The sequence below is a fragment of the Variovorax stachyos genome (genome assembly GCF_051400855.1).
GTDB lineage: Bacteria > Pseudomonadota > Gammaproteobacteria > Burkholderiales > Burkholderiaceae_C > Variovorax.
On sequence record NZ_JBLFFN010000008.1, the window covers coordinates 146,727 to 169,040 of the forward strand.

Genomic DNA, 22,314 nt, shown 5'->3' on the forward strand with positions numbered 1-22,314 from the left:
CACAATGCCGCCCATGATTGGAATCGACGACATCGAACGCGCCGCCGAGCGCCTGCGCGGCCAGGTGCTCGATACGCCTTGCGTGGAATCGCGGACGCTTTCAGAGATCGTCGGGGCGCAGGTTTTCCTCAAGTTCGAGAACCTGCAGTTCACTTCCTCCTTCAAGGAGCGCGGCGCCTGCAACAAGCTGGTCGACCTGTCGGAGAACGGCGTCGGGGGCGTGATCGCAATGTCGGCCGGCAACCACGCCCAAGGGGTGGCCTACCATGCCCAGCGTCTTGGCTTGCGGGCGCTGATCGTCATGCCGCGCTTCACGCCGGGCGTGAAGATCGAACGCACCCGCGGTTTCGGCGCCGAGGTGGTGCTGCACGGCGACACGCTGGACGCAGCGCGTGCCCACGCCCTGGCGCTCGCGCAGCAGGAAGGCCTGGCCTTCGTGCACCCTTACGACGACGAGGCCATCATCGCCGGCCAGGGCACCGTGGCGCTCGAGATGCTGGCCGCGGTGCCACAGCTCGATGCGCTGGTGGTTTCGGTGGGCGGCGGCGGCCTGATCGCCGGCATGGCGCTGGCGGCACGCGCGCGCAGCCCGGGGATCGACATCGTGGGCGTCCAGACCCGGCGCTTCCCGGGCATGGTCAATGCCGTCCAGGGAACGCATCATCCGCAGGGGCAGAGCACCATCGCAGAGGGGATCGCAGTGGGCACGCCGGGCGAGCTGACGCAGGCCATCATCGGCGCGCAGGTGAACGATCTGCTCCTGGTCGACGAGGGCGACATCGAGCAGGCGGTGCTGATGCTGCTCGAGATCGAGAAGACGCTGGTCGAGGGCGCGGGCGCGGCCGGGCTGGCGGCACTGATCCGGCATCCGGAGCGGTTCAAGGGCAAGCGCGTCGGGCTGGTGCTGTCGGGCGGAAACATCGACCCGCTGCTGCTGGCGGCGATCATCGAACGCGGCATGGTTCGCGCCGGCCGGCTGGCGCGCGTGCGCGTCAGCGCGCGCGACGTGCCGGGCTCTTTGGCACAGATCACGGCCACTGTGGCGGAAGCGGGCGCTAACGTCGACGAGGTGCATCACCAGCGCGCCTTCACCATGCTGGCGGCGCAGAACGTGGACATCGAGCTGGTCCTTCAGACCCGCGGGCGTGCGCATCTCACGGCGGTGCTCGAGGCCTTGCGCAACGCCGGCTTCGAAGCCGACGAGCAGCGCTGAGGGGCTGGCAACCCCCTAGACCGCGGCGACCGGGCCGGTCGGTAAAATGGCCTCAGTTTTGCGTACCCGAGGAATAACCATGTCCAATCCCACTCCTGTCGATCCGGCCAAGGCCGCCGCTGTCGAGGCCGATGCGGTCGAGTCGATCGTTCACCTCATGCCCCTCGTGCTGCCCGTCGCGGGCGGGGTGCTGATGCTCCTCCTGGCCTCCATCGCCGTCTACTTGGCCTGACAACCGGCTGCGGCAGCGGCGGACACCCTGCAGGCTGCCGCCGTTCAAGGATTGCGAGCCCCGTCTCGGGCTGCACGATCCACTCTCCCGAGACTGAAACGTTTTCTCCAACGGACCTCGACGGCCCGGCGCCCGAGCCCCGTTCGAAAAGACGATTTTTCAACTTAGGAGTTTCTATGAACGCACCATTGAAGGGCCTTGCCGTACAGGCACCCGCATACGTCAAGAACGCGAAGCTGGTCGCCTGGGTCGCGGACATGGCCGCGCTGTGCAAGCCCGAAGCCATCCACTGGTGCGATGGCAGTCAGGAAGAATACGAACGCCTGTGCCAGTTGCTGGTGGACGCCGGCACCTTCAAGAAGCTGAACCCCGCGAAACGGCCCAACTCCTTCCTCGCGACTTCCGATCCGAGCGATGTTGCCCGTGTCGAGGACCGCACCTTCATCTGCTCCGAGAAAAAGGAAGACGCCGGCCCCACCAACAACTGGATGGCGCCCGCCGAGATGCGCGCCACGCTGCAGCCGCTGTTCGACGGCTGCATGAAGGGCCGCACGATGTACGTCGTGCCTTTCAGCATGGGCCCGCTGGGCTCGCCGATCGCGCACATCGGCATCGAGCTGTCCGACAGCCCGTACGTGGCGGTCAACATGAAGATCATGACCCGCATGGGCAAGGCCGTGTATGAGGTACTGGGCGCCGAGCGCGAGTTCGTGCCTTGCGTTCACACGGTCGGCGCGCCGCTGCAGGCCGGCGAGAAGGACGTGGCCTGGCCCTGCAACAAGACCAAGTACATCGTCCACTACCCCGAGACGCGCGAGATCTGGAGCTACGGCTCGGGCTACGGCGGCAATGCGCTGCTGGGCAAGAAGTGCTTCGCCCTGCGCATCGCCTCGAACATGGGCCGCGATGAAGGCTGGCTTGCAGAGCACATGCTGATCCTCGGCGTCACCAACCCCGAGGGCAAGAAATACCACGTGGCAGCGGCCTTCCCCAGTGCCTGCGGCAAGACCAACTTCGCGATGCTGATCCCGCCCGCCGGCTTCGAGGGATGGAAGGTCACGACGATCGGCGACGACATCGCCTGGATCAAGCCCGGCGCCGACGGCAAGCTGCGCGCCATCAACCCGGAGGCCGGCTACTTCGGCGTTGCGCCCGGCACCAACATCCAGACCAATCCGAACTGCATGGCCAGCCTCGGCCGCGACGTGATCTTCACGAACGTGGCGCTGACCGACGACGGCGACGTCTGGTGGGAAGGCATGGGCGAGCCTCCGGCCCACGCGATCGACTGGCAGGGCAAGGACTGGACGCCCGCCATCGCGAAGGAGACCGGTGCCAAGGCTGCCCACCCGAATGCGCGCTTCACGGTTGCGGCGGTCAACAATCCGGCGCTCGATGAGGCCTGGGACGACCCCAAGGGCGTGGCGATCGACGCCTTCATCTTCGGCGGCCGCCGCTCGACCACCGTGCCGCTGGTGACCGAGGCGCGCAACTGGGTCGAGGGCGTCTACATGGCCGCGACGATGGGTTCCGAGACCACCGCGGCCGCCGGGGGCCAGCAGGGGGTGGTGCGGCGCGATCCGTTCGCGATGCTCCCCTTCGCCGGCTACAACATGAGCGACTATTTCCAGCACTGGCTGGACCTGGGCAAGAAGCTCGAGGCCGCGGGCGCGCGCCTGCCCAAGATCTACACCACCAACTGGTTCCGCAAGGGCGCGGACGGCAAGTTCGTCTGGCCCGGCTACGGCGAGAACATGCGCGTACTCAAGTGGATGATCGACCGCATCGAAGGCAAGGGCGAAGGCATCGAACATGTGTTCGGGGTCAGCCCGCGCTACGAAGACCTCAACTGGTCCGGCCTGGATTTCAGCGCCGAGCAGTTCGACACGGTGACCCACATCGACAAGGCCGCCTGGCAAGCCGAGCTGAAGCTGCATGCGGAGCTGTTCCAGCAGCTGGCGCATCGTCTACCGAAGGAACTGCCGGCAACCAAGGCAGCCATCGAGCAGCGGCTGGCTGCCTGACGATCTCGCCAAAAAGAAAAAGCCGCCCGAGGGCGGCTTTTTTTATCGATGCGGCCGGCTCAGTAGTACTGGCCCAGATTCACGCGGCGCAGTGCGGAGTACAGGGTCGGCACGCTGGCGTCGGCGGCGAGCCTGGCCGATTGCGCGGCCTCGGCCGAGTCTGCTTCCTGGCGTGTGCTGATCGCCTGCAGGTCGCGAAGAACGCGCGGGTCGTGCCTGGCATAGGCCAGGAACTGCTCGTCGGCGCGCGCTGCGGCGCGGCGGCGGGCCGCCGCGCGAACGGCGGTCAAAGCGCGAACGGCCAGACTGCGGGCGGTGCCTGCGAAAAGGCCGATCGCTGCGAAGGCCACGCCCCACAAGACAAGCCAGGCAACGAGCAAGCCGCCTTCGTTCCAGCTCGAGACGAGCGTGTCGGCAACGACGAGCAGCGAAGCGACGATGGCCGCCAGCAGCAGAGCCGCCAGGCCGCGGGCGCCGTCGAAGCTGCGGCGGGCAGCGCGAATGTGATCGATGACGGCTTCCGCGCGGGCAACGCCCGGGTGAGTGGCCGGTTGTTCAACGTGGACAAAGCTGGTCATGGTGAAGTCCCTCCTAGGACGGGTGGCTGAAGCTGATGCAGTGATATTAGTGGTTTCCCTAATGTTTTCCCACTTTAGCTTCATGATGTCTATCATTCACAAGGCTGATGGATGTCAACTTTCGCACACTGGACCTGAACCTCCTCCGCGTCTTCGACGAGGTCATGGCGGAGCGCAATCTCACGCGCGCCGCACGCAATCTCTCGATCACGCAGCCGGCCGTGAGCAACGCGCTGCGCCGCCTGCGGGAGACGCTGGGTGACGAACTGGTGCGCCGCTCGGGCGCCGGCGTCGAGCCCACGCCGCGCGCGCTGGCACTGTGGCCGACCGTGCGGGGTGCGTTGCGGCAACTGCAGCACACGCTCGCGCCGGGCGAATTCGACGCCGCAATTGCCGACGACACCTTCGTGCTCGCAATGGCGGATGCCACCGCGGCGGAGCTGATCCCGGGGCTGATCAAGATCGTGGAGGAAGAGGCGCCCGCCATCTCGCTGCGAGTCCTGCCCCTGACCACCCGCGATCCCCGGCGCCTGCTCGAGACCGAGGAGGTCGACATGGCCATCGGCTACTTTCCGGCCGTGATCGCCAATCTGGCGGCGCGTGGCCAGTCGGACGCCGCCCTGCTGCCTTTTGACACCCAGAGGCTTTACGTCGGCGAATACGTGTGCGTGATGCGGCGCGGCCATCCGCTGGCGGAGCAGCCGCTGACGCTCGACACCTTCTGCGCGGCGCGGCACCTGCTGGTGAGCTTTTCGGGCAGACCCTACGGCTTCATCGACCAGACCCTGGGTGCACTCGGCCGCGAGCGGCGCGTCGTGGCGACAGTGAACCAGTTTTTCACGGCCGGCCGGGTGGTCGCCAATTCGGACCTGCTGACCGTCCTGCCCCGCCATTTCGTCAAGGTGACGGGGATCGACGAGCAGCTCTTGCTGCGGGAGCTGCCGTTCCAGCAGCCGCTGGTGCACGTGGACGCCATCTGGCATCGCCGGGCGCAGCACGGCCACGCCCATGGCTGGTTGCGGCAGGCACTGCTGCGCTCGGCGAGGGCCGCCTTTGCCGGCTCGCCCGGCGGTCCGGCTTAGCGAACGACGCTGAGCCAGGCGCTGGCGGCGGCGCGCAGTTCCTGGGCGTGGTGGGCGTCCAGGCCCGCGCGGGAGTCGGCGCTTTCCATCAGGGTGGCGGCAGGGCTCGACGGGGTTTCGATCGCATTGAAGCGAAACAGGCGTGCCACTTGGGCAACAAGGCTGAACATGACGTGTGCGGGGCGTGCAAGCCGCGCTGGAGTGGTAATGAACCAAGATTAAGGGTTTTCCCCAGTATTTCCAGGCCCATCTCATGCGCTTTGTGCATGGGGATATTCGCCTAGACTGCAGCGATGAAGCTTCAGCTGCTCTCGGATCTGCATCTGGAGGCGCACCCCCAGTTCCGGATTGCCCCCGCAGCCGGTGCAGATCTGCTGATCCTGGCCGGCGATATCGGCTCCTATCAATCCGGATCGCGCCTGCTCGAGTCCGACTTCGGCCTCACCCGCTTTTCACCACGCCACGGCTGGCCGACGCCGGTGCTCTACGTGCCGGGCAACCACGAGTACGACAACGCCGACTTCGACCTCACCCACGAGCGTCTGCGCGCCTTGTGCGAAGCCCTGGAGATCCAGTGGCTGGAGCGCGAAAGCCGCGTGGTCGACGGTATCCGCTTCGTCGGCACCACCCTGTGGGCCGATTTCGACGCGCTGGTCGAGCCCGGCGACAGCATGAGCGACGCGTTGAAGAAGCGCGGCAAAGCCATGCGGGCTGCCAATTTCTACCTCGAGAAAGCAAAGACGCTGCGGGCCGGCGAGATCTTTCTGGCCGAGGCGATGAGAGAGCACTCACTGACGTGCCAGGCCTGGCTGCGTCAGGCGCTGCTCCAGGACTTCGAGGGGCCGACCGTCGCCGTCACGCACTTCGCGCCAACGCTGGCCAGCGCCGATCCGCGCTACGGCCTGAGTCCAGGCACCGCCGGTTTCTGCAACTCGCTCGACGAGTTGCTGCCCCGGGCCGACCTGTGGCTGCACGGCCACCTGCATTGCGCCTTCGATTATGTGAAGGACGGTTGCAGGGTGGTCGCCAACCCGCTGGGCTACATGAGCAAGGGCGAGCAGGAGGGTTTCAGGCCCGACCTGCTTGTCGAGGTGCCGCCGCGGCGGCCGGATCGCGCCGCCTGAGCAGGATCAGGCAGCCTTCACGCCGGCGCGGCCCGCTTCGACGGCGAAACTCGCCTGGGTGTGGAAGGGCGCGTCGACTGCCACCGGATGCGCGGTTGCGCGGAACTCGCAGTGCATTGCCTTGGGCGTGGCCTCGATCAAGGCATAGCCGCGCTCGTCGCCGCGCGCATGCACCACGTCGGGGTTGTCGCGCTGCAGCCATTCCATGGACTTCCGGCTCGCCCCGCGCGAGCTGATCGAGCCGCCGACGAACTCGCTCGCGACCACCGGAGACGCCGTGTCGTTGGGCACGACGCGCAGGTCGGCCGCCACGAACCGGTGCACATCGCCGCCCAGCACCACGACATCGCGTATGCCGCCCTCGCCGAGGCCCTGCAGCAGCTGGCGCCTCGCCTCAGGATAACCGTCCCAGCCGTCGGTCCAGAACTGGCGGCCCCGCGGTGCCTCGAGGCTGGTAGGGCTCATCTGGGTGGACTGGCCCAACAGCTTCCACTGCCGTCCGGATGACGCCAGGCCCTGGGCCAGCCACAGCGACTGCTCGGCACCGAGCATCGTGCGCGACGGGTCCGCCAGCGCTTCGCACCCGATCACCAGCCGGCCCCAGTCGTGTGCCGGGTCCGGGCAGGCGTGGTGACTGCGGTACTGCCGCGTGTCGAGCGTCCAGAGCTCGGCCAGCCGCCCCCAGGCAAAGCGGTCGTGGATGCGCATCGCGGCCCCTTGCGGCGGCAGCAGCAGCGGCATGTGCTCGAAGTAGGCGCGGTAGGCGGCTGCGCGGCGCTGCAGGAAGAGCGCGGGCTCGGTATACGCGGGGTCGCGGTCGTTCGCGTAGTCGTTGACCACCTCGTGGTCGTCCCAGGTCAGGATCCAGGGGTGGGCTGCATGCGCGGCTTGCAGGTCGGCGTCGCGCTTGTAGAGCGCATGGCGCGCGCGGTATTCCTCCAGCGTCACCGGGATGGGCGCGCCATGCCGGCGCGGCACCGGGCCCTGGCTGCTGCCTTCGTAGATGTAGTCGCCGGCGAACAGGACGAAGTCGAGCTCGCGCGTTGCGATGTCGCGATGCGCGGCGTAGTAGCCATGCTCGTAGTTCTGGCAGGACGCGAGCGCGAAGCGCAGTCGCGACACCGCCGCGTCCGCGGCAGGCGCCGTGCGCGTGCGGCCGACCGGGCTCCGTGCATCGCCGCAGCTGAAGCGGTACCAGTACTCCCGCTGCGGCGCCAGGCCTTGCGCATGCACATGAACGCTGAAGGCATGCGCGGCTTCGGCCTGCACTTCCCCCTGCAGGACGGGTCGCTTGAGCTCGGCATCCCCGAAGACCTCGTAGCGCACGGCACAGCGCTGCAGGCCTTCGAGGCCCGGCTCGTCCCCGGCCGCCAACCGGGTCCAGAGCACGATGCTGTCCGGCCGCGGCCGGCCGCTGGCGACGCCCAGCGTGAAGGGATTGGAACGCCAGCGCGGCGCCGGCTGCGCGCGCGCGGGCCGCACCGACGACCAGCCGCACAGGGCGAGCCACAGCGCGGCGCGGTTCAGATCTCGGCGGCGAAGATTCATTGGTCTTTCAAAGAGAAGAGGACGCCTCGGTGCCGCCTATGATCGCGCGCAACTTCGAAGAACGGCATCGGCAAAGGGATACGCGTGCTCAACGGCTTGTGGCTCGGGTTTTTTCTGGCGGCGGCACTGGCTGCATTCTCGCGCTGGCTGATCGGCGGCGATGCGGCGGTGTTCGCCGCCCTGGTCGACAGCCTGTTCGCCATGGCCAAGCTCTCGGTCGAAGTGATGGTGCTGCTGTTCGGCACCCTCACGTTGTGGCTGGGCTTCCTGCGCATCGCCGAGGCGGCAGGCCTGGTCGCCGGCCTGGCGCGGCTGCTCGGGCCGCTGTTCCGGCGGCTGATGCCCGAAGTGCCTGCGGGTCACCCGGCGCTGGGGCTGATCACCATGAACTTCGCGGCCAACGCGCTGGGGTTGGACAACGCGGCCACGCCCATCGGCTTGAAGGCGATGCGCGAGCTGCAGAGCCTGAACCCGAGCGCGACCACGGCCAGCAATGCGCAGATCCTGTTCCTGGTGCTCAACGCCTCGTCGCTCACGCTGCTGCCCGTCAGCATCTTCATGTACCGCGCGCAGCAGGGCGCGGCCGACCCGACGCTGGTGTTCCTGCCGATCCTGCTCGCCACCAGCTGCTCCACGCTGGTGGGCCTGCTCTCGGTGGCCTTCGTGCAGCGGCTCAGGTTGTGGGACCCGGTGGTGCTCGCCTATCTGCTGCCGGGCGCGCTGCTGCTCGCCGGCTTCATCGCACTGCTGGCCACGCTTTCGGCCGCGGCGCTGGCCTCGCTCTCCTCGCTGCTGGGCAACCTCACGCTGTTCGGGATCGTGCTCGTCTTCCTGCTGGCCGGCGCGCTGCGGCGGGTCAAGGTCTACGAGTGCTTCGTCGAGGGGGCCAAGGAGGGCTTCGACGTGGCGAAGAACCTGCTGCCCTACCTGGTCGCGATGCTGTGTGCGGTGGGCGTGCTGAGGGCCTCGGGCGCGCTGGAGCTGGTGCTGTCGGGCATCCGCTGGGCGGTCGGCCTGACGGGCTGGGACACACGCTTCATCGACGCACTGCCCACCGCGCTGGTCAAGCCCTTCTCCGGCAGCGCGGCGCGCGCGATGCTGATCGAGACCATGCAGAGCCACGGCGTCGACAGCTTCGCGGCGAGGGTCGCAGCCACCATCCAGGGCAGCACCGAGACCACCTTCTACGTGCTGGCCGTCTACTTCGGCGCGGTGGGCATCCAGCGGGCACGGCATGCCGTCGGTTGCGCGCTGCTGGCCGAGCTCGCCGGTGTGCTGGGCGCAATCGCCGTGGGTTACTGGTTCTTCGGCTGAACCCGCGCGACGGCGCCCGCCGGAGTGATCGGCCAGAATAGCCCCTCACTTCACAGCTCCCCCGTGACCGCTCCCGCCCAGGCGAAACCGCCCTCCTTCACGACCGATGAATTCCGCGCAGCCCTGGGCATGTTCGCGACGGGCGTGACCATCGTCACCGCGCGCGCGACCAACGGCCGGCTGGTGGGACTCACCGCCAACTCCTTCAACTCCGTGTCATTGGATCCGCCGCTGGTCCTGTGGAGCCTGGCGCGCAGCGCGGCCTCGATGGCCGCGCTCAGCACCGGCTCGCACTACGCGATCAACATCCTGGCCTCCAACCAGAAGGACCTGGCCGAGCGTTTCGCCACCAAGGACGTCGACCGCTGGGCCGATGTGGCCTTCACCGAAGGCTTCGGCGGAGCGCCGGTGCTGGCGGGCGTCGCCGCGAGCTTCGAATGCTTCAACCGCAGCCGCTACGACGAGGGTGACCACGTGATCTTCGTCGGCGAGGTGGAGCGCTGCGCGCACAGCGCCGGCGCCTCACCGCTGCTGTTTCACGGCGGCCGGTTCTATACCGAGCACCCGCTGTAGCGGCTGTGCGCTCAGCGCCGGAGGCTGAGCTTGTAGCGGAAGGTGTCGGCGCGGTAGACCGCGATCTCCACATGAACCGGACCGCCGCCGGCCAGGTGCAGCAAGCGCTCCACCTGCAACACCGGCGCGCCGGGCTTGAGCTGCAGCAACTTCGCCTCCTGCGGCTTCGCCAGGCCGGCGCCGATCTCGAGCTGGGCCTCGCCGATCTCGAGGCCGCCCTCGTGCTCGAAGATTTCGATCAGGTCGCGCTGCGAGAAATCGACCCGCGCCAGCCGCTCGCCCAGGAAGCGCGGCAGCCAGGAGCTGTTGACCGACAGCGGCTCGCGGTCCATGTAGCGCAGCGTCTGCAGGTGGTACACCGCCTCGCCGGCGGGCACCTGCAGCTGGCGCGCCACCGCGGCGGGCGCCTTCACCTCGCGCCAGGCGAGCCGCTTGCTGCTGACCGCGTGCTGTTCCAGCGCCAGCGCCTCGTTCAGCCCCTGCAGCCGGTTGAGGCTTTGGGACGCCTTCGAATGGGACACGAAGGCGCCCTTCCCATGCAGCTTGACGATCAGCCCCTCCGCCTGCAGCGCGCTGAGCGCCTGGCGCACGGTGATGCGGCTGACGCCGTGTTCGGCCGTCAGCTCGGATTCGGAAGGCAGCTTGGCCCCCGGTGCCAGCTCACCGTCGAGGATGCGGGCGCGCAGCGCGTCGCGCAGTTGCGCGTGCAGGGACTGAGGAAGCTCAGACATCGATGGCCTTGACGCCGACGATGGCATGCGACTTGCGTCGCTTGTCATAACTTGTCATAACAAGTAGATTCTGCACCGCCAGGGTGCTTCTTTCCGTTTATTCACCGACCAAGGAAACGACCATGTCCGCAGCCCGAGCCTTCTTCTTCCGTTCCGCGGCCGCCACGCTGGCGCTCGCAGCCGGCACCGCCGCCGCCCAGGCGCCAAGCTACCCGACCAAGCCGATCACGCTGATTGTGCCGTTCGCCGCCGGCGGCGGCGTCGATGCCACGGCTCGCCTGCTCACCGCCAAGCTGGGCGAGCAGCTCAAGCAGCCGGTGGTGATCGAGAACGTGGCGGGCGCGGCCGGCACCATCGGCACGCAGCGGGTCGCGCGCTCGCCGGCCGACGGCTACACCCTGCTCTTCGCGGTGGCCAGCCCGCTCAACGTGGCGCCGCTGGTGGCACCGTCCGCCGTGCGCTACGACAGCTTCAAGGATTTCATTCCCGTCGCGACGGTGGGCACCTCGCCCTTCGTGCTGATCGGCAAGCCTGCCCTGCCCGCTCGCACCACGGCCGAGCTGATCCAGCTGGCGAAGGCGCAGCCCGGCAAGCTCAACTTCGGCACCGACGGGGTGGGCACCTCGCTGCACATCACGGCCGAGATGTTCAAGCAGCGCGCCGGCATCGACCTGATGCACGTGCCCTACAAGTCGGGCCCGCAGGTGCTGACCGATGTGGCTGGCGGACAGGTCGACCTCGCGGTGCTGCCGCTGTCGCTCGCATTGCCTTTCGTGAAGGATGGCAAGGTCAAGGCCTTCGGTGTCACCTCGCTGGCCCGTTCGGCGATCGCGCCGGCGATTCCGACGCTCGCGGAGTCGCCCGAGCTCAAGGGGATGGAGATGGATGCCTGGCTCGGCGTCCTCGCCCCTGCGGGTACGCCGGCCACCGTGACGGCAGCCTGGGTCAGCGCCCTCGAGGCCACGCTGAAGGATCCGGAAGTCGTGCGCAAGCTCGGCGACATCGCCGTCAAGCCCCAGCTGATCGCAGGCCCCGCCTTCGCCGACTACCTGGCGAAGGAACGCAAGACCATCGCCGGCGTGGTGCAGACCGCGGGCATCAAGACCGAATAGAAAGAAGACCGCTCCATGCTGATGTCGCTCGCCAGTGCCTGGATCGTGCTGCCCGCCGTGCTGCTGGCCGGCGGCCTGATCGGCGCGAGCGGCATCGGCGGCGTGCTGCTGGTGCCGGTGCTGACCAAGCTGGGCGCGGTGCCGCTGCCGCAAGCCATCGCCGCCGCTTCGCTGGGCTTCGCGCTGCCGGCGCTGGTGGCGCTGCGCCCGCTGATGCGCGAGCGCGCGCAGGCGGCGCGCTGCGTCCCCTTGCTCGCGGGTGCGCTCGCGGGCGCGGCCGCCGGCGCGCTGCTGGTGCGCTGGCTGCCCGCTGCCGCGCTGATGACCGGCGTGACCCTGCTGGTGCTGTTCTCGGGCTGGCGCGGCCTGCGTGCCTCGGCGAAGGCGTCGGCGCCCGCGGCACCGCTCGGCACGCCGGTGCTGCTTGCACTGGGTGTCGCGGTCGGGCTCGGCTCCGCGCTCACGGGTACCGGTGGCCCGGTGCTGGTCTTGCCGCTGCTGATGCTGCTGCGCCAGCCGGTCGTCTTTGCGGTGGTGGCCGCGCAGGCGGTGCAACTGCCCGTGGCCCTGGCCAGCAGCACCGTGCATGCGATCGAAGGGCGCCTCGACCTCGGGCTGGCTGCCCTTTGCGGCCTGCTGATGCTGGCGGGCTCCATCGCCGGGCAACGCGCTGCGGCCAGCCTGGACATGCAGCAGTTGCAGCGATTCGTCTCGATGCTGCTGCTGGCCGTGGGTGCCTGGTTCGCCTGGCTCCTGCTGGCCTGAATCGATTCATTCAAGGAAACGCCATGCTGTCTCCCGAACTCCTGCAGTCAGGCCGGCCGCTGCTGCTGGCGCCCGAGTGGGTGCTGCTTCCCGATGGCCCGCGCGAGGGCCTCGGCGTCGTGGTGCGCGACGGACACTTCGCGCAGGTGGCCCCGCTCGCCGAGGTGCGCGCCGCGCATCCGGGCCTGACGCCGATCGAGCTGCCGCAGCGCCTGCTGATGCCGGGGCTGATCGACACCCACACCCACCTCACCCAGTCCTTCGGCAAGGCACTGGCCTTCGGTGAGCCTTCGGAGATCTTCCGCCGCATCTGGGTGCCGATGGAGGCCACGCTCGATGCGGACGCGGCCTATCTCTCCGCCAAGCTCTCGGCACTGGAATCGCTGCGCGGCGGCTTCACCACCGTGGTCGATGCGGGCACGCGCTCCGAAGCCGGGCTCGATGCGGTGGCGAGCGCAGCGCGCGACGCCGGCATCCGCTGCGTACTCGGCATGATCTGCAACGACGCGGGGCTGGAAGGCGACGAGGCCGCAGGCCGCCGCATCCTCGACGCCGCCGCCACCTTCCTCGCGCGGCTCGAACACGACGCCCTGGTGCACCCCTCGCTCGCGATCTCGATTCCCGAGGCCGCGAGCGATCGCATGCTGCGGGCCGTCGCCGCGCTCACCCTCGAAAGCGGCCGGCGCTTCCAGACGCACGTCAACGAACACCTGGCGGCCGTCGAGCGCTCGCTCGTCGCGCGCGGCCTGCGCCCGCTGGAGCTGCTGCAGGCCTGCGGCGCGCTCAACGCATCGGCCCTGCTGGCCCATGCCACGCTGCTGACGCCGCGCGAACTGGGTCTCTTGCGCGACAGCGGTGCCGCAGTCGCCTACAACCCCGTGGCCAGCCAATGGAAAGGCAACGCCGTGCTCGACGCCGGCCTGCTCGAAGTGCTCGGCGTGCCCTTCGGCCTCGGCACTGACGGCACGCGCGCCGACGGCTTCCGCCTCATGGACGCGGCCGAGGCCACGCAGCGCCTCACGCAGGGCCTCGCCAACGGGGACTCCTCCTGCGGCGGCGGCTGGCTCTGGCTCGACCACGCGACGCACCGCGGCGCCGAGGCCGCGGGCCTGGGCGCGCGCACCGGCCGCATCGCCGAGGGCCTGGCCGCCGACTTCCTGCTCCTCGACCTGGACGTGCCCGAGTTCGTGCCGAGCTGGGACCTGACTTGGGAGCTGGTGCGTTTCGCGAACCGCGACCAGATCGAGGCGGTGTTCGTGCAGGGCGCGCTGCGCCTGTGGAAGGGCTGGCCGGTCGACTGGGACGCGCGTGCGCTGATGCGCGAGGTGGCGACGATCGCACGTCGCGATGTCAGCCGCGCGCCGATCCAGCGCGTGCATCCGGTCGCCGATCTGCACCGCGCCCGTTAGCGCCCCGGCAACCCGGCCTGAAGCTTTCACCTGGGCGGGCTACGATCGGCCCATGCCTTCACGCTTGCGCCGCGACACGCTCGCGGCACTGCTCGCGCTGGCCTGCGCAGCGGCTTGCGCCGGTCCCGAGAAGAAAAACTGGTTCGACGATCCCTTCTTTCAGGTGTCGTCGGGCGCGCGCGGCTGCCCTGTGCCCGAAGGCCCGCTGTACACCGCCGAGGAGCGGCGTGCCCAGATGCATGCGCGGCTGGAGCGCGGCACCAGCTGTTGGCTGGAGGGCCGCTGCAAGGACAGCAACGCCTACCGCTACGACAAGGTCATCGCGCCCCAGGTGCAGGCCGCGCTGGCTGCCGTGCCGGGCGTTGGCCGCGCCAGTGTCTGGGCCGTGGTGCAGCGGCGCTGGGTCTACCTGCAGGGCTGCGTGCCCTCGCGCGCGCTGGCGCGCCGGCTGGAGCAGGCCGCTCGCGCCGTTCCCGACGTCGAGCTGGTCGTCGTCGACCTGATGCTCGGCACCCGCGGCAAGCCGCCGTATGCCGTTGCAAGCCCTTGACGGCATCGCGAGAGACATGCAGAACAGACACGCGCAGAACAAGAGACATACAGAGACAGAGCAAGAACGATGACCGACCGCAAGAACCACCTCGACACCCGCGCCACCACCCTGCTGCTCGCCTGCTGCGCCTTCTGGGGCCTGCAGCAGATCCTGATCAAGACCACGGTGCCCGAAGTGCCGCCGCTGTGGCAGGCCTCGATCCGCATGACGGGCGCGGTCGTGCTGCTGTGGCTGTGGTGCCTGTGGCGGCGCGTGCCGCTGTTCGATCGCGACGGCACGCTCGGAGGCGGCCTGCTCGCGGGCCTGCTGTTCGCGGGCGAGTTCGTCTGCATCTACCTCGGGCTGCAGCACACCACGGCCTCGCGGCTCACGGTGTTTCTCTACACCGCGCCCTTCGTGGTGGCGCTGCTGCTGCCTCGCTTCGTGTCCGCCGAGCGGCTGCGCGGCGTGCAGTGGTTGGGCCTCGCGATCGCCTTCACCGGCGTGGTGGCCGCCTTCAGCGAGAGCTTCGGCCACAGCAGCTCCGGCCAGTTGCTGGGCGACGCGCTGGGCCTCGCGGCCGGCGTGCTGTGGGGCCTGACGACGCTCGCGATCCGCACCACGCGGCTCGCCACCGCCAGCGCCGAGAAGACGCTCTTCTATCAGATCGCTGTCACCGCGGCGGTGTCGCCCGTGCTGTCGCTGGCGCTCGGCGAGCACTGGGGCTTTGCCTACTCGGGCTACGCCTGGTTCTCGATCTCGGTGCAGACCGCGATCGGCGCCTTCGCGAGCTACCTGGCGTGGATGTGGATGCTCAGGCACTACCCGGCCACGCGCATCTCGTCCTTCACCTTCCTCACGCCGCTGTTCGCGCTGGTGTTCGGCGTGGTGCTGCTGGACGAACCGCTCACGCTGCAACTGGTGCTGGCGCTGGCGGGCGTGGCCCTGGGCATCGTGCTGGTGAACCGGCGCCCGAGCCCGACAGTGCAAGCCGAAACCGCCCGCCGTGCGAACTAAGAAAAATCTCCTCGATCCGCACGACACGCTGAGACGCAAGCGATGAACTTCCAGCCACTGCTCGACGAGATCAATGAAGAGATCCGCCCGCTGCTGGGCCAGGCCGGCACGGTGGCCAGCTACATCCCCGCGCTCGCCCGCGTGCCGGCGCGGCAGTTCGGCATCGCGCTGCGCACCTGCCACGACGAGGAGGCCGCGGCCGGCGATGCCGGCACGCCCTTCTCGATCCAGAGCATCTCCAAGCTCTTCACCCTCACGCTGGCGATGCGGCACCTGGGCGATGCGCTGTGGGAACGCATCGGCCGCGAGCCTTCGGGCAACCCCTTCAACTCGCTGGTGCAGCTCGAGAGCGAGCAAGGCAAGCCGCGCAATCCGTTCATCAATGCAGGCGCGATCGCGGTCGCGGACCGCCTGCTGAGCCGCGGCGATGCCAAGGCGGAACTGCTGGCGCTCATGCACAGCCTGTGCGGCGAGCCGATCGGCTTCGATGCCGAGGTCGCGGCCTCCGAGGCGGCCACGGGCTACCGCAACTACGCGCTCGCCAACTTCATGAAGAGCTTCGGCAAGCTCGACAACGCGGTCGAGGCCGTGCTGGACCTCTACTTCCACCAGTGCGCGCTGCGCATGAGCAGCGTGCAGCTGGCGCGCGCCGCCGGCTTCCTGTGCCGCGACGGCCGCCATCCCCTCGCCGGCGAGGCCGAGATCACCACCGAGCGCCATGCGCGGCGCATCAACGCGCTGATGCTGACCTGCGGCACCTACGACGCCGCGGGCGACGTCGCCTTCTCGATCGGCCTGCCCTGCAAGAGCGGCGTGGGCGGCGGCATCGTCGCGGTGGTGCCCGACCGGCTCACGCTGTGCGTCTGGTCGCCGGCGCTCGACGCGACGGGCAATTCGCTGCTGGGGCGCAAGGCACTGGAGCTGTTCGTCGCGAAGACCGGGCTGTCGGTGTTCTGAGCGGGGGCCCGGGCCATGCGCCCGCGCGCAGATGCCCCATCGGCTGCAACGCCTAGCGGAACTCCAGCAACGTTTCGATCACCCGCTGCGTGGCGCCGTCCAGCGCGCCTTGTGCGCGGTACGCGATCGCCAGGTGGCGCGTGAGCTTCGGGCTCAGCGGCCGCGTCTGCACATGGGCCTCGGCGACCGTCCCCTTGTCGGGGGCCGGCAGCAGCGCCACGCCGTAGCCGGCGGCGACCAGCCCGCGCATGGCGACGTCGTAGTCGTGCTCGATCCGTGCGCGCGGCGCGAAGCCGCCGCGCGCGAACCATTCCATGGTCAGCGCGTACATGCGCGAACCCGGCTCGTTCATGATCAGCGGGTGCTGTGCGAGCCATGCGGGCGTGACGCGGCGCGGCACCTGCCAGCGCGCCGGCAGGAAGGCCATCATCGAATGCTGGCGCCAGGGCTTGAGTGCCAGCCCCGGCACCGCCGGCTGCGGCAGCGCGATGATGGCCAGGTCCAGCGTGCCGGCCAGGATGCCCGACACCGAGTACTCCGAGCCCAGGAAGCTGGGCGTGAGCACGATGTCGGGGTAGCGCTCCAGCAGCGCGTGGAAAACCGGCGGCAACAGGTCGACCACCACGCTGGTGGTGCTGCAGCCGATGCGCACCCGGCCGGCCAGCCCCTGGTGCTGGCGCCGCACCGCGTCGATGGCGTCGTCGGCGTCGCGCAACAGGCGCCGGCCACGCTCCACCAGCACGGCGCCGGCCGGCGTGGGCATGACACGCCGCGCGCCGCGCACGACCAGCGGTGCGCCCATGCGCGATTCCAGTTCGCTGACATGCAGGCTCACGGTGGGCTGCGCCAGGTGGAGCGCCTGCGCCGCGGCTGAGAAGGTGCCGAGGTCGGCGATGGCGACGAGGGTGGCGAGTTGGTCGAGGTTCAGCTGTCGCATCAGGAATGCTGATTGGTGGCTTCAGAAATCTCAACTTCCACAATAGCACGCCGCGCCGCACCATCTGCCGCATGACGAACGCACGCACGATGGAACTGGAGATGCAGATGCCCTTGACCCAACTGCTCAGACAGCTACTGGCCCGCCTCCTCGTGCGCTGGGCGGCACGCCGTCGCGCCCACCGCCAGGCACTGCAGCTCGCGGCGATGAGCGAGCACGAGTTGCTCGACCTGGGCATCGGCCGAAGCGAAGTCCCGGCGCTGCTGCGCGGCACGCAGCCACACGCAGGCTGCTGCCCGAGACGCTAGGTCGCGAATCCGGGCGCCGGCACGCCGCTCGGCCACCCTTGCCGCCAACATCCGCTAAGGCATCACCTTGCGCGTCGACTCTCGCACCACCAGCTCGGGCCGCAGCACCACGGTGGACGCCGACAACGACTTGCCCTCGATCTCGTCGAACAGCATCTCGGCCGCGCGCCAGCCCAGCTCCCTGTGCGGCAGGCGAATGGTGGTGAGCGGCGGATCGACCATGTCGACCAGCGGCATGTCGTTGTGGCCGGTGATCGAAATGTCCTGCGGCACGCGCAGGCCCTGTGCGCGCAGCAGGTCGTAGGCGCCCAGGGCCACGAGGTCGTTGCAACACACCACAGCCTCGGGCCGCTCATGCTGCGCGAGCAGTTGCGCCATGGCATGGCGGCCGGCCTCACGACTGTAGCCCTCGCATTCGACGACCGCGGCCAGCTCCAGCCCGCGATCGCGCAGCGCCTGCTCCACGCCCTGGCGCCGGGCCACGCCGGTGGGCACGTTCTGCGGCCCGGCCAGGTGCGCAATGCGCCGGTGGCCAGCGCCGACCAGGTGGTCTACCGCGAGCTTCATCGCCAGGCGGTCATCGCTGACCACGGCGGGCAGGCGCCCGCTCTCGTCGGCGCGGTTCACCAGCACGGTGTGCATGCCGGCCTTCTGCAGATAGTCGATGAGCGGGTCGTCGCGGGTGGCGATCGCCATCACCAGCCCGTCCACCTGCTGCGCCAGCATGCGCTCGACCACCGGGCGCGCCAGCGCGTGGTCCATCACGTTAGTCACGAAGACGAAGTAGCGGCGCGCCGCGGCACTGGCCTCGATGCCCTGGAGGATGGGCGGGAACACCGGGTTGGTGATGTCGGGCACCAGCACGCCGATGGTGTGGGTGCGGCCGGTGCGCAAGGCCGAAGCGGCACGGTTGGGCCGATAGCCCAGGCGCTGCGCCGCCTCCTCGACCACGCGCAGCACCTCCTCGCTGATCAATGCGCGCTTGTCCGGGTTGAGGGCGCGCGAGACGGTCGAGACATGCACGCCGGCCGCCTGCGCAACGTCGCGGATCGTGACGGTCGAAAACGAATTGTTGCTCATCTCATGCAAACGATTGAGGCCGGGGACGTGTCGTTCATCGCCCTATTGTCATAGGGGATTCTTGCAAACTTCGATTTTGCTGGAAATTTCCTTCCCGCCATAATGTGCAAACGTTTGCAAGGACCCAGAGGCACCCCATGAACATCGTGACCACCCCCGATTCCGTGCTCGAGATGGCGACCACCGCCATGTCCCGCACGCCCGACGAGCGCCTGAGGACCGTGATGGAGGCGCTCACCCGCCACCTCCACGCCTTCGTCCAGGAAGTGCGGCTGACCGAGGAAGAGTTCGAGCAGGCGCTGGAGTTCATCGTCGGCATTGGCCAGGCGACCGGCGAGAACAAGAACGAGGTGGTCCTGGCCGCCGACCTGCTGGGGGTCTCCACGCTGGTCGCCCTGCTGAACAACCAGGACCCGCAGGGCGAATCGCATGCGGCGCTGCTCGGCCCCTTCTGGCGTGCCAATGCACCGCTGTGCCGGGCCGGCGTGTCGATCGCGCGCTGCGAAACGCCCGGTGTGCCGCTCGAGGTGACGGGCGTGGTGCGCGACACGCAGGGCCAGCCGATCGCCGGCGCCATCGTGGACGTCTGGCAGGCCTCGCCCGTCGGCCTCTACGAGAACCAGGACCCGCAGCAGGACGACATGAACCTGCGCGGCCGCTTCGAGACCGATGCCGAGGGCCGCTTCCATTTCCGCACCGTCCGCCCGGCCGGCTATCCGGTGCCCACCGACGGGCCCTGCGGCGCGCTGCTGCGCGCGCAGCGGCGGCATCCCAACCGGCCCGCGCACCTGCACTTCATGGTGAGCAAGCCCGGCCACAAGGTGCTGATCACGCAGGTCTTCGCCGACGACGACGAGAACCTCGAGAGCGACCCGGTGTTCGGCGTCACGCGCCGGCTGATCGGGCGCTTCGAGGCGCAGCGGGACGGCCAGGCCGCCACGCTCGCGCACGACTTCGTGCTCGAGCATGGCGAGATGAAGTTCCCCAGTCCGCCCATTCCCTGATTCCTTTTTTCCATCGCACCCCCTCCATCGCATGAGCTTCGATCCCACACCTCGACTCGACGGCAAGGTGGCCGTCATCACCGGCGGCCTCGGCGCCATCGGCTACGCGACGGCGCAGCGCCTCGCGGCGCTCGGCGCCACCTGCGTGCTGCTGCACCGCGGCGCCGACGACGCGGCCCAGCGCGCTGCAGCGCTGCCTGCCGCAGCCGGCCAGCGGCACGCCGCGCTGCGCGCCGATATCGTCGACACGCCCAGCCTGCAGAAGGCAGCAGCCGACGTGAAGGAGCGGCTCGGCCGCTGCGACATCCTGGTCAACAGCGCGGGCCACACCCAGCCCGTGCCCGCGGCCGACCTCGACGGCCTGACCGACGAGCTCATCGACGACCTGATGCGCGCGAACTTCCGCGGGGTCTTCGCCACCATCCGCGCCTTCGCGCCGCTGCTCAAGGCGAGCGGCGACGGGCTGGTGGTCAACATCTCGTCGATCGCGGGCTTCACCGGTGTCGGCAGCAACCTGGCCTATGTCGCGGCCAAGGCCGGGCTGGACGTGGTGGGCGACGCGCTGGCCAAGGCGCTGGCACCCGCGGTGCGCGTGGTCTCGGTCTCGCCCGGCGCGGTCGAATCCGGCTTCGTGGCGGGCCGCGGCGAGGACTTCAAGGCCAAGATGGCGGCGACCACGCCGCTGGGCCGCATCGGCAAGCCCGAGGACGTGGCGGCCACTGTCGAGGCGCTGGCGACCACGCTGCGCTTCGTGACCGGCACGCGCATCGTGGTGGATGGCGGGAGGCATCTATGAGCGCCGCATGGCCGCCCAAAGGCGCGAAGGCCCCCTCGGGGGGCAGCGTAGTACACGAAGTGACAAGCGTGGGGGCATGATGAACACGAAGACCCTGATCACGTGCGCGGTGACCGGCAATTTGGTGAAGCCGGAGCAGACGCCGCACCTCCCCATCACGCCCGCGCAGATCGCCGACCAATGCCTGGCCGCGGCCGAGGCCGGCGCCGGCCAGGTGCACATCCATGTGCGTGACCCGGAGAGCGGCAAGCCCTCGATGCAGGTCGAGCTCTACCGCGACGTGGTGGACCGCATCCGCAAGCAGAACCGCGAGCTGATCATCAACCTGACGACCGGCCCCGGCGGCCGCTTCATCCCGAGCGAGGACGACCCCAAGGTCTACGCGCCCGGCACCAGCCTGCTGCCGCCGGAAAAGCGCGTGGAGCACATCGCGCTGATCAAGCCCGACGTCTGCTCGCTCGACCTCAACACGATGAACTCCGGCCCCGACGTGGTCATCAACACGCCGAAGAACGTGCGCCGCATGGCGAAGGTGATCCGCGACGCGGGCGTGAAGCCCGAGCTCGAGATCTTCGACTCCGGCGACATCCACATGGCGCTGGACCTGATCGCCGACGGCACGCTCGAGGGCCCGGCGATGTGGACGCTGGTGCTGGGCGTCAAGTACGGCTTCATGGCCACGCCCCAGACCGTGCTGTACGCGCGCGACATGCTGCCGCGCGGCGCCTTCTGGAGCGCCTTCGGCATCGGCCGCATGGAGTTCCCGATCGTGGCGCAGGCCTGGCTGATGGGCGGCCATGTACGCGTGGGCATGGAGGACAACATCTACCTGGAAAAGGGCGTGCTGGCCGAGAGCAACGCGCAGCTGGTGGCGAAGGCACGCGACATCATCGAAAGCCTCGGCGGCGAGATCGCGAATCCGCGCGAGGCACGCGCGATGCTCGGCCTCGCGGAAGGAGGCGGCCGATGAGCGCAGTCCTGAACACGGCGACGGCCGCCCGCGCAGTACGGGTACACGAGAAGGCCGCGACGCTCGACGCCTTGAAGCTCGACATCGCGGAGCAGTCCGAGCCTGCCGCCAGGCCCGGCTTCGCGGTGGTGCGCGTCGGCGCGGCGGCGGTGAACCCCAGCGACGTCAAGGCCAGCCTGGGCCTGATGCCGCAGGCCGCGTGGCCGCGCACCCCTGGCCGCGACTTCGCGGGTGTGGTGGTCGCGGGCCCGACCGAGTGGGTGGGCCGCGAGGTCTACGGCTCGGGCGGTGACATCGGCATCACGCGCGACGGCTCGCATGCGCGCTTCCTCTCGCTGCCGGTGGCCGCGCTGCATGCGCGCCCGCGCAGCATCTCGATGGACGAGGCCGGCGCCGTGGGCGTGCCTTTCGTCACTGCCTACGAGGGCTTCCGCCGCAGCGGCATGCCGCAGCCGGGCCAGACGGTGCTGGTGCTGGGCGCCAACGGCAAGGTGGGCCAGGCCGCGGTGCAGCTGGCCGCGCAAGGGGGCGCGCGGGTGATCGCGGTGCAGCGGCGCGCCGGGCCTTTCGAAGGCTTCGCCTGCGGGCCGGTCGACGTGGTCGACGCCGGCGCGGGCGATGTGGCCGCGCGGGTGCGCGAGCTCACGAACGGGCGCGGCGCCGACATCGTCTACAACACCGTGGGCAGCGCCTACTTCGAGGCCGGCAACAAGGCGATGGCCAAAGGCGCCACGCAGATCTTCATCGCCACGCACGACCGCGCGGTGCCCTTCGACATCTTCGCCTTCTACCGGGGCATGCACACCTACGTGGGCATCGACTCGCTGGCGCTGGACTGCGTGGCAGCGACCGCGCAGCTCGATGCGATGCGCGAGGGCTTCGAGCGCGGCACCCTGAAGCCTTTCCCGGTCGCGCGCGCCTTCACGCTCGACGAAGCGGTCGACGCCTATCGCCTGGTGCTCTCCGGCAGCACCGACCGCGTCGTGCTGCGGCCCTGAAGGATCGGGC

24 protein-coding genes are annotated in these 22,314 nt (G+C 69.3%); 18 read left to right on the plus strand and 6 right to left on the minus strand.

The annotated features are described in order from the left end of the window. Positions 1 to 13 precede the first annotated feature (13 nt). The 3 genes from ACMGEZ_RS16900 to ACMGEZ_RS16910 all read left to right on the plus strand — a co-directional run bounded on the left by ACMGEZ_RS16900 (position 14) and on the right by ACMGEZ_RS16910 (position 3,469). A complete protein-coding gene (locus tag ACMGEZ_RS16900; RefSeq protein ID WP_436823427.1) occupies positions 14 to 1,213 on the plus strand; it encodes a threonine ammonia-lyase in 1,200 nt (399 codons plus the stop codon). Between the two features lie 79 nt (positions 1,214 to 1,292). Continuing rightward, the gene (locus ACMGEZ_RS16905; protein WP_174262778.1) at positions 1,293 to 1,445 is read left to right on the plus strand and encodes a hypothetical protein; all 153 of its coding nucleotides are present in this window, start codon (positions 1,293 to 1,295) and stop codon (positions 1,443 to 1,445) included. A gap of 176 nt (positions 1,446 to 1,621) precedes the next feature. Further along, positions 1,622 to 3,469 (plus strand): phosphoenolpyruvate carboxykinase (GTP), encoded by a 1,848-nt coding sequence (locus tag ACMGEZ_RS16910; RefSeq protein ID WP_436823428.1) that lies wholly within the window; start codon positions 1,622 to 1,624, stop codon positions 3,467 to 3,469. Between the two features lie 59 nt (positions 3,470 to 3,528). Here the strand turns inward: ACMGEZ_RS16910 and ACMGEZ_RS16915 are convergent, their stop codons facing one another. Then, on the minus strand, positions 3,529 to 4,143 hold the full coding sequence (locus ACMGEZ_RS16915) for a hypothetical protein (protein WP_436823429.1): 615 nt from the start codon (positions 4,141 to 4,143) through the stop codon (positions 3,529 to 3,531). A gap of 11 nt (positions 4,144 to 4,154) precedes the next feature. On the opposite strand from ACMGEZ_RS16915, the gene ACMGEZ_RS16920 reads away from it, so the two are divergent. Beyond that, a complete protein-coding gene (locus tag ACMGEZ_RS16920; protein ID WP_436823430.1) occupies positions 4,155 to 5,129 on the plus strand; it encodes a LysR family transcriptional regulator in 975 nt (324 codons plus the stop codon). On the opposite strand, the gene ACMGEZ_RS16925 is transcribed toward ACMGEZ_RS16920, so the two are convergent. Beyond that, a complete protein-coding gene (locus ACMGEZ_RS16925) occupies positions 5,126 to 5,299 on the minus strand; it encodes a hypothetical protein (RefSeq protein WP_436823431.1) in 174 nt (57 codons plus the stop codon). The genes ACMGEZ_RS16920 and ACMGEZ_RS16925 overlap by 4 nt on opposite strands. A gap of 123 nt (positions 5,300 to 5,422) precedes the next feature. Between ACMGEZ_RS16925 and ACMGEZ_RS16930 the strand changes: the two genes are divergently transcribed. Next, entirely contained in the window at positions 5,423 to 6,253 is an 831-nt protein-coding gene (locus ACMGEZ_RS16930) for a metallophosphoesterase (protein WP_436823432.1), read from the plus strand. A gap of 6 nt (positions 6,254 to 6,259) precedes the next feature. Here the strand turns inward: ACMGEZ_RS16930 and ACMGEZ_RS16935 are convergent, their stop codons facing one another. Then, positions 6,260 to 7,801: an alkaline phosphatase D family protein gene (locus tag ACMGEZ_RS16935; protein ID WP_436823433.1), complete on the minus strand. Its 1,542-nt coding sequence runs from the start codon at positions 7,799 to 7,801 to the stop codon at positions 6,260 to 6,262. 84 nt (positions 7,802 to 7,885) lie between these two features. On the opposite strand from ACMGEZ_RS16935, the gene ACMGEZ_RS16940 reads away from it, so the two are divergent. Together ACMGEZ_RS16940 and ACMGEZ_RS16945 are read left to right on the plus strand one after the other, a co-directional pair. After that, a complete protein-coding gene (locus ACMGEZ_RS16940) occupies positions 7,886 to 9,115 on the plus strand; it encodes a nucleoside recognition domain-containing protein (protein ID WP_436823434.1) in 1,230 nt (409 codons plus the stop codon). Positions 9,116 to 9,244: 129 nt separating this feature from the next. Beyond that, on the plus strand, positions 9,245 to 9,688 hold the full coding sequence (locus tag ACMGEZ_RS16945) for a flavin reductase family protein (RefSeq protein ID WP_436823529.1): 444 nt from the start codon (positions 9,245 to 9,247) through the stop codon (positions 9,686 to 9,688). A gap of 11 nt (positions 9,689 to 9,699) precedes the next feature. Here the strand turns inward: ACMGEZ_RS16945 and ACMGEZ_RS16950 are convergent, their stop codons facing one another. Continuing rightward, positions 9,700 to 10,419, minus strand: a complete 720-nt coding sequence (locus ACMGEZ_RS16950) for a GntR family transcriptional regulator (RefSeq protein WP_436823435.1) — start codon at positions 10,417 to 10,419, stop codon at positions 9,700 to 9,702. Positions 10,420 to 10,541: 122 nt separating this feature from the next. On the opposite strand from ACMGEZ_RS16950, the gene ACMGEZ_RS16955 reads away from it, so the two are divergent. The 6 genes from ACMGEZ_RS16955 to ACMGEZ_RS16980 all read left to right on the plus strand — a co-directional run bounded on the left by ACMGEZ_RS16955 (position 10,542) and on the right by ACMGEZ_RS16980 (position 16,211). Next, positions 10,542 to 11,531, plus strand: coding sequence for a Bug family tripartite tricarboxylate transporter substrate binding protein (locus tag ACMGEZ_RS16955; RefSeq protein WP_436823436.1), 990 nt, complete (start codon positions 10,542 to 10,544; stop codon positions 11,529 to 11,531). 15 nt (positions 11,532 to 11,546) lie between these two features. After that, on the plus strand, positions 11,547 to 12,296 hold the full coding sequence (locus ACMGEZ_RS16960; protein WP_436823437.1) for a TSUP family transporter: 750 nt from the start codon (positions 11,547 to 11,549) through the stop codon (positions 12,294 to 12,296). A 23-nt stretch (positions 12,297 to 12,319) separates the two neighbouring features. Then, a complete protein-coding gene (locus tag ACMGEZ_RS16965; RefSeq protein WP_436823438.1) occupies positions 12,320 to 13,705 on the plus strand; it encodes an amidohydrolase family protein in 1,386 nt (461 codons plus the stop codon). A gap of 52 nt (positions 13,706 to 13,757) precedes the next feature. Then, positions 13,758 to 14,255 (plus strand): BON domain-containing protein, encoded by a 498-nt coding sequence (locus ACMGEZ_RS16970; RefSeq protein ID WP_436823439.1) that lies wholly within the window; start codon positions 13,758 to 13,760, stop codon positions 14,253 to 14,255. Positions 14,256 to 14,324: 69 nt separating this feature from the next. Next, positions 14,325 to 15,254, plus strand: coding sequence for a DMT family transporter (locus tag ACMGEZ_RS16975; RefSeq protein ID WP_436823440.1), 930 nt, complete (start codon positions 14,325 to 14,327; stop codon positions 15,252 to 15,254). Positions 15,255 to 15,296: 42 nt separating this feature from the next. Beyond that, entirely contained in the window at positions 15,297 to 16,211 is a 915-nt protein-coding gene (locus ACMGEZ_RS16980; protein ID WP_436823441.1) for a glutaminase, read from the plus strand. A 52-nt stretch (positions 16,212 to 16,263) separates the two neighbouring features. On the opposite strand, the gene ACMGEZ_RS16985 is transcribed toward ACMGEZ_RS16980, so the two are convergent. Next, positions 16,264 to 17,148, minus strand: coding sequence for a LysR family transcriptional regulator (locus ACMGEZ_RS16985; RefSeq protein WP_436823442.1), 885 nt, complete (start codon positions 17,146 to 17,148; stop codon positions 16,264 to 16,266). 5 nt (positions 17,149 to 17,153) lie between these two features. Between ACMGEZ_RS16985 and ACMGEZ_RS16990 the strand changes: the two genes are divergently transcribed. Then, entirely contained in the window at positions 17,154 to 17,456 is a 303-nt protein-coding gene (locus tag ACMGEZ_RS16990; protein WP_436823443.1) for a YjiS-like domain-containing protein, read from the plus strand. A gap of 54 nt (positions 17,457 to 17,510) precedes the next feature. Here ACMGEZ_RS16990 and ACMGEZ_RS16995 read toward each other — a convergent pair whose 3' ends face one another. Beyond that, a complete protein-coding gene (locus ACMGEZ_RS16995) occupies positions 17,511 to 18,536 on the minus strand; it encodes a LacI family DNA-binding transcriptional regulator (protein WP_436823444.1) in 1,026 nt (341 codons plus the stop codon). A gap of 137 nt (positions 18,537 to 18,673) precedes the next feature. Between ACMGEZ_RS16995 and ACMGEZ_RS17000 the strand changes: the two genes are divergently transcribed. The 4 genes from ACMGEZ_RS17000 (at position 18,674) to ACMGEZ_RS17015 (ending at position 22,304) form a co-directional block, all read left to right on the plus strand. Further along, positions 18,674 to 19,540 (plus strand): dioxygenase family protein, encoded by an 867-nt coding sequence (locus ACMGEZ_RS17000; protein ID WP_436823445.1) that lies wholly within the window; start codon positions 18,674 to 18,676, stop codon positions 19,538 to 19,540. A gap of 31 nt (positions 19,541 to 19,571) precedes the next feature. Further along, positions 19,572 to 20,336, plus strand: coding sequence for an SDR family NAD(P)-dependent oxidoreductase (locus tag ACMGEZ_RS17005; RefSeq protein ID WP_436823446.1), 765 nt, complete (start codon positions 19,572 to 19,574; stop codon positions 20,334 to 20,336). A 76-nt stretch (positions 20,337 to 20,412) separates the two neighbouring features. Further along, positions 20,413 to 21,306 carry a beta-keto acid cleavage family enzyme gene (locus ACMGEZ_RS17010; protein WP_436823447.1) on the plus strand — a complete coding sequence of 298 codons (894 nt, stop codon included), beginning with the start codon at positions 20,413 to 20,415 and terminating at the stop codon, positions 21,304 to 21,306. Then, positions 21,303 to 22,304 (plus strand): quinone oxidoreductase family protein, encoded by a 1,002-nt coding sequence (locus tag ACMGEZ_RS17015; RefSeq protein ID WP_436823448.1) that lies wholly within the window; start codon positions 21,303 to 21,305, stop codon positions 22,302 to 22,304. The genes ACMGEZ_RS17010 and ACMGEZ_RS17015 overlap by 4 nt, the downstream gene beginning before the upstream one ends. The last annotated feature ends 10 nt before the right edge of the window (positions 22,305 to 22,314 follow it).

Coding starts and splice junctions, on each gene's coding strand:
- ACMGEZ_RS16985 (WP_436823442.1), bottom strand. CDS start 17,148: ATGCGACAGCTGAACCTCGACCAACTCGCCACCCTCGTCGCCATCGCC.
- ACMGEZ_RS16900 (WP_436823427.1), top strand. CDS start 14: ATGATTGGAATCGACGACATCGAACGCGCCGCCGAGCGCCTGCGCGGC.
- ACMGEZ_RS16995 (WP_436823444.1), bottom strand. CDS start 18,536: ATGAGCAACAATTCGTTTTCGACCGTCACGATCCGCGACGTTGCGCAG.
- ACMGEZ_RS17005 (WP_436823446.1), top strand. CDS start 19,572: ATGAGCTTCGATCCCACACCTCGACTCGACGGCAAGGTGGCCGTCATC.
- ACMGEZ_RS16975 (WP_436823440.1), top strand. CDS start 14,325: ATGACCGACCGCAAGAACCACCTCGACACCCGCGCCACCACCCTGCTG.
- ACMGEZ_RS16970 (WP_436823439.1), top strand. CDS start 13,758: ATGCCTTCACGCTTGCGCCGCGACACGCTCGCGGCACTGCTCGCGCTG.
- ACMGEZ_RS17010 (WP_436823447.1), top strand. CDS start 20,413: ATGATGAACACGAAGACCCTGATCACGTGCGCGGTGACCGGCAATTTG.
- ACMGEZ_RS16980 (WP_436823441.1), top strand. CDS start 15,297: ATGAACTTCCAGCCACTGCTCGACGAGATCAATGAAGAGATCCGCCCG.
- ACMGEZ_RS16920 (WP_436823430.1), top strand. CDS start 4,155: ATGGATGTCAACTTTCGCACACTGGACCTGAACCTCCTCCGCGTCTTC.
- ACMGEZ_RS16955 (WP_436823436.1), top strand. CDS start 10,542: ATGTCCGCAGCCCGAGCCTTCTTCTTCCGTTCCGCGGCCGCCACGCTG.
- ACMGEZ_RS16935 (WP_436823433.1), bottom strand. CDS start 7,801: ATGAATCTTCGCCGCCGAGATCTGAACCGCGCCGCGCTGTGGCTCGCC.
- ACMGEZ_RS16910 (WP_436823428.1), top strand. CDS start 1,622: ATGAACGCACCATTGAAGGGCCTTGCCGTACAGGCACCCGCATACGTC.
- ACMGEZ_RS17015 (WP_436823448.1), top strand. CDS start 21,303: ATGAGCGCAGTCCTGAACACGGCGACGGCCGCCCGCGCAGTACGGGTA.
- ACMGEZ_RS16905 (WP_174262778.1), top strand. CDS start 1,293: ATGTCCAATCCCACTCCTGTCGATCCGGCCAAGGCCGCCGCTGTCGAG.
- ACMGEZ_RS16930 (WP_436823432.1), top strand. CDS start 5,423: ATGAAGCTTCAGCTGCTCTCGGATCTGCATCTGGAGGCGCACCCCCAG.
- ACMGEZ_RS16990 (WP_436823443.1), top strand. CDS start 17,154: ATGCTGATTGGTGGCTTCAGAAATCTCAACTTCCACAATAGCACGCCG.
- ACMGEZ_RS16965 (WP_436823438.1), top strand. CDS start 12,320: ATGCTGTCTCCCGAACTCCTGCAGTCAGGCCGGCCGCTGCTGCTGGCG.
- ACMGEZ_RS16950 (WP_436823435.1), bottom strand. CDS start 10,419: ATGTCTGAGCTTCCTCAGTCCCTGCACGCGCAACTGCGCGACGCGCTG.
- ACMGEZ_RS16925 (WP_436823431.1), bottom strand. CDS start 5,299: ATGTTCAGCCTTGTTGCCCAAGTGGCACGCCTGTTTCGCTTCAATGCG.
- ACMGEZ_RS17000 (WP_436823445.1), top strand. CDS start 18,674: ATGAACATCGTGACCACCCCCGATTCCGTGCTCGAGATGGCGACCACC.
- ACMGEZ_RS16915 (WP_436823429.1), bottom strand. CDS start 4,143: ATGATAGACATCATGAAGCTAAAGTGGGAAAACATTAGGGAAACCACT.
- ACMGEZ_RS16945 (WP_436823529.1), top strand. CDS start 9,245: ATGTTCGCGACGGGCGTGACCATCGTCACCGCGCGCGCGACCAACGGC.
- ACMGEZ_RS16960 (WP_436823437.1), top strand. CDS start 11,547: ATGCTGATGTCGCTCGCCAGTGCCTGGATCGTGCTGCCCGCCGTGCTG.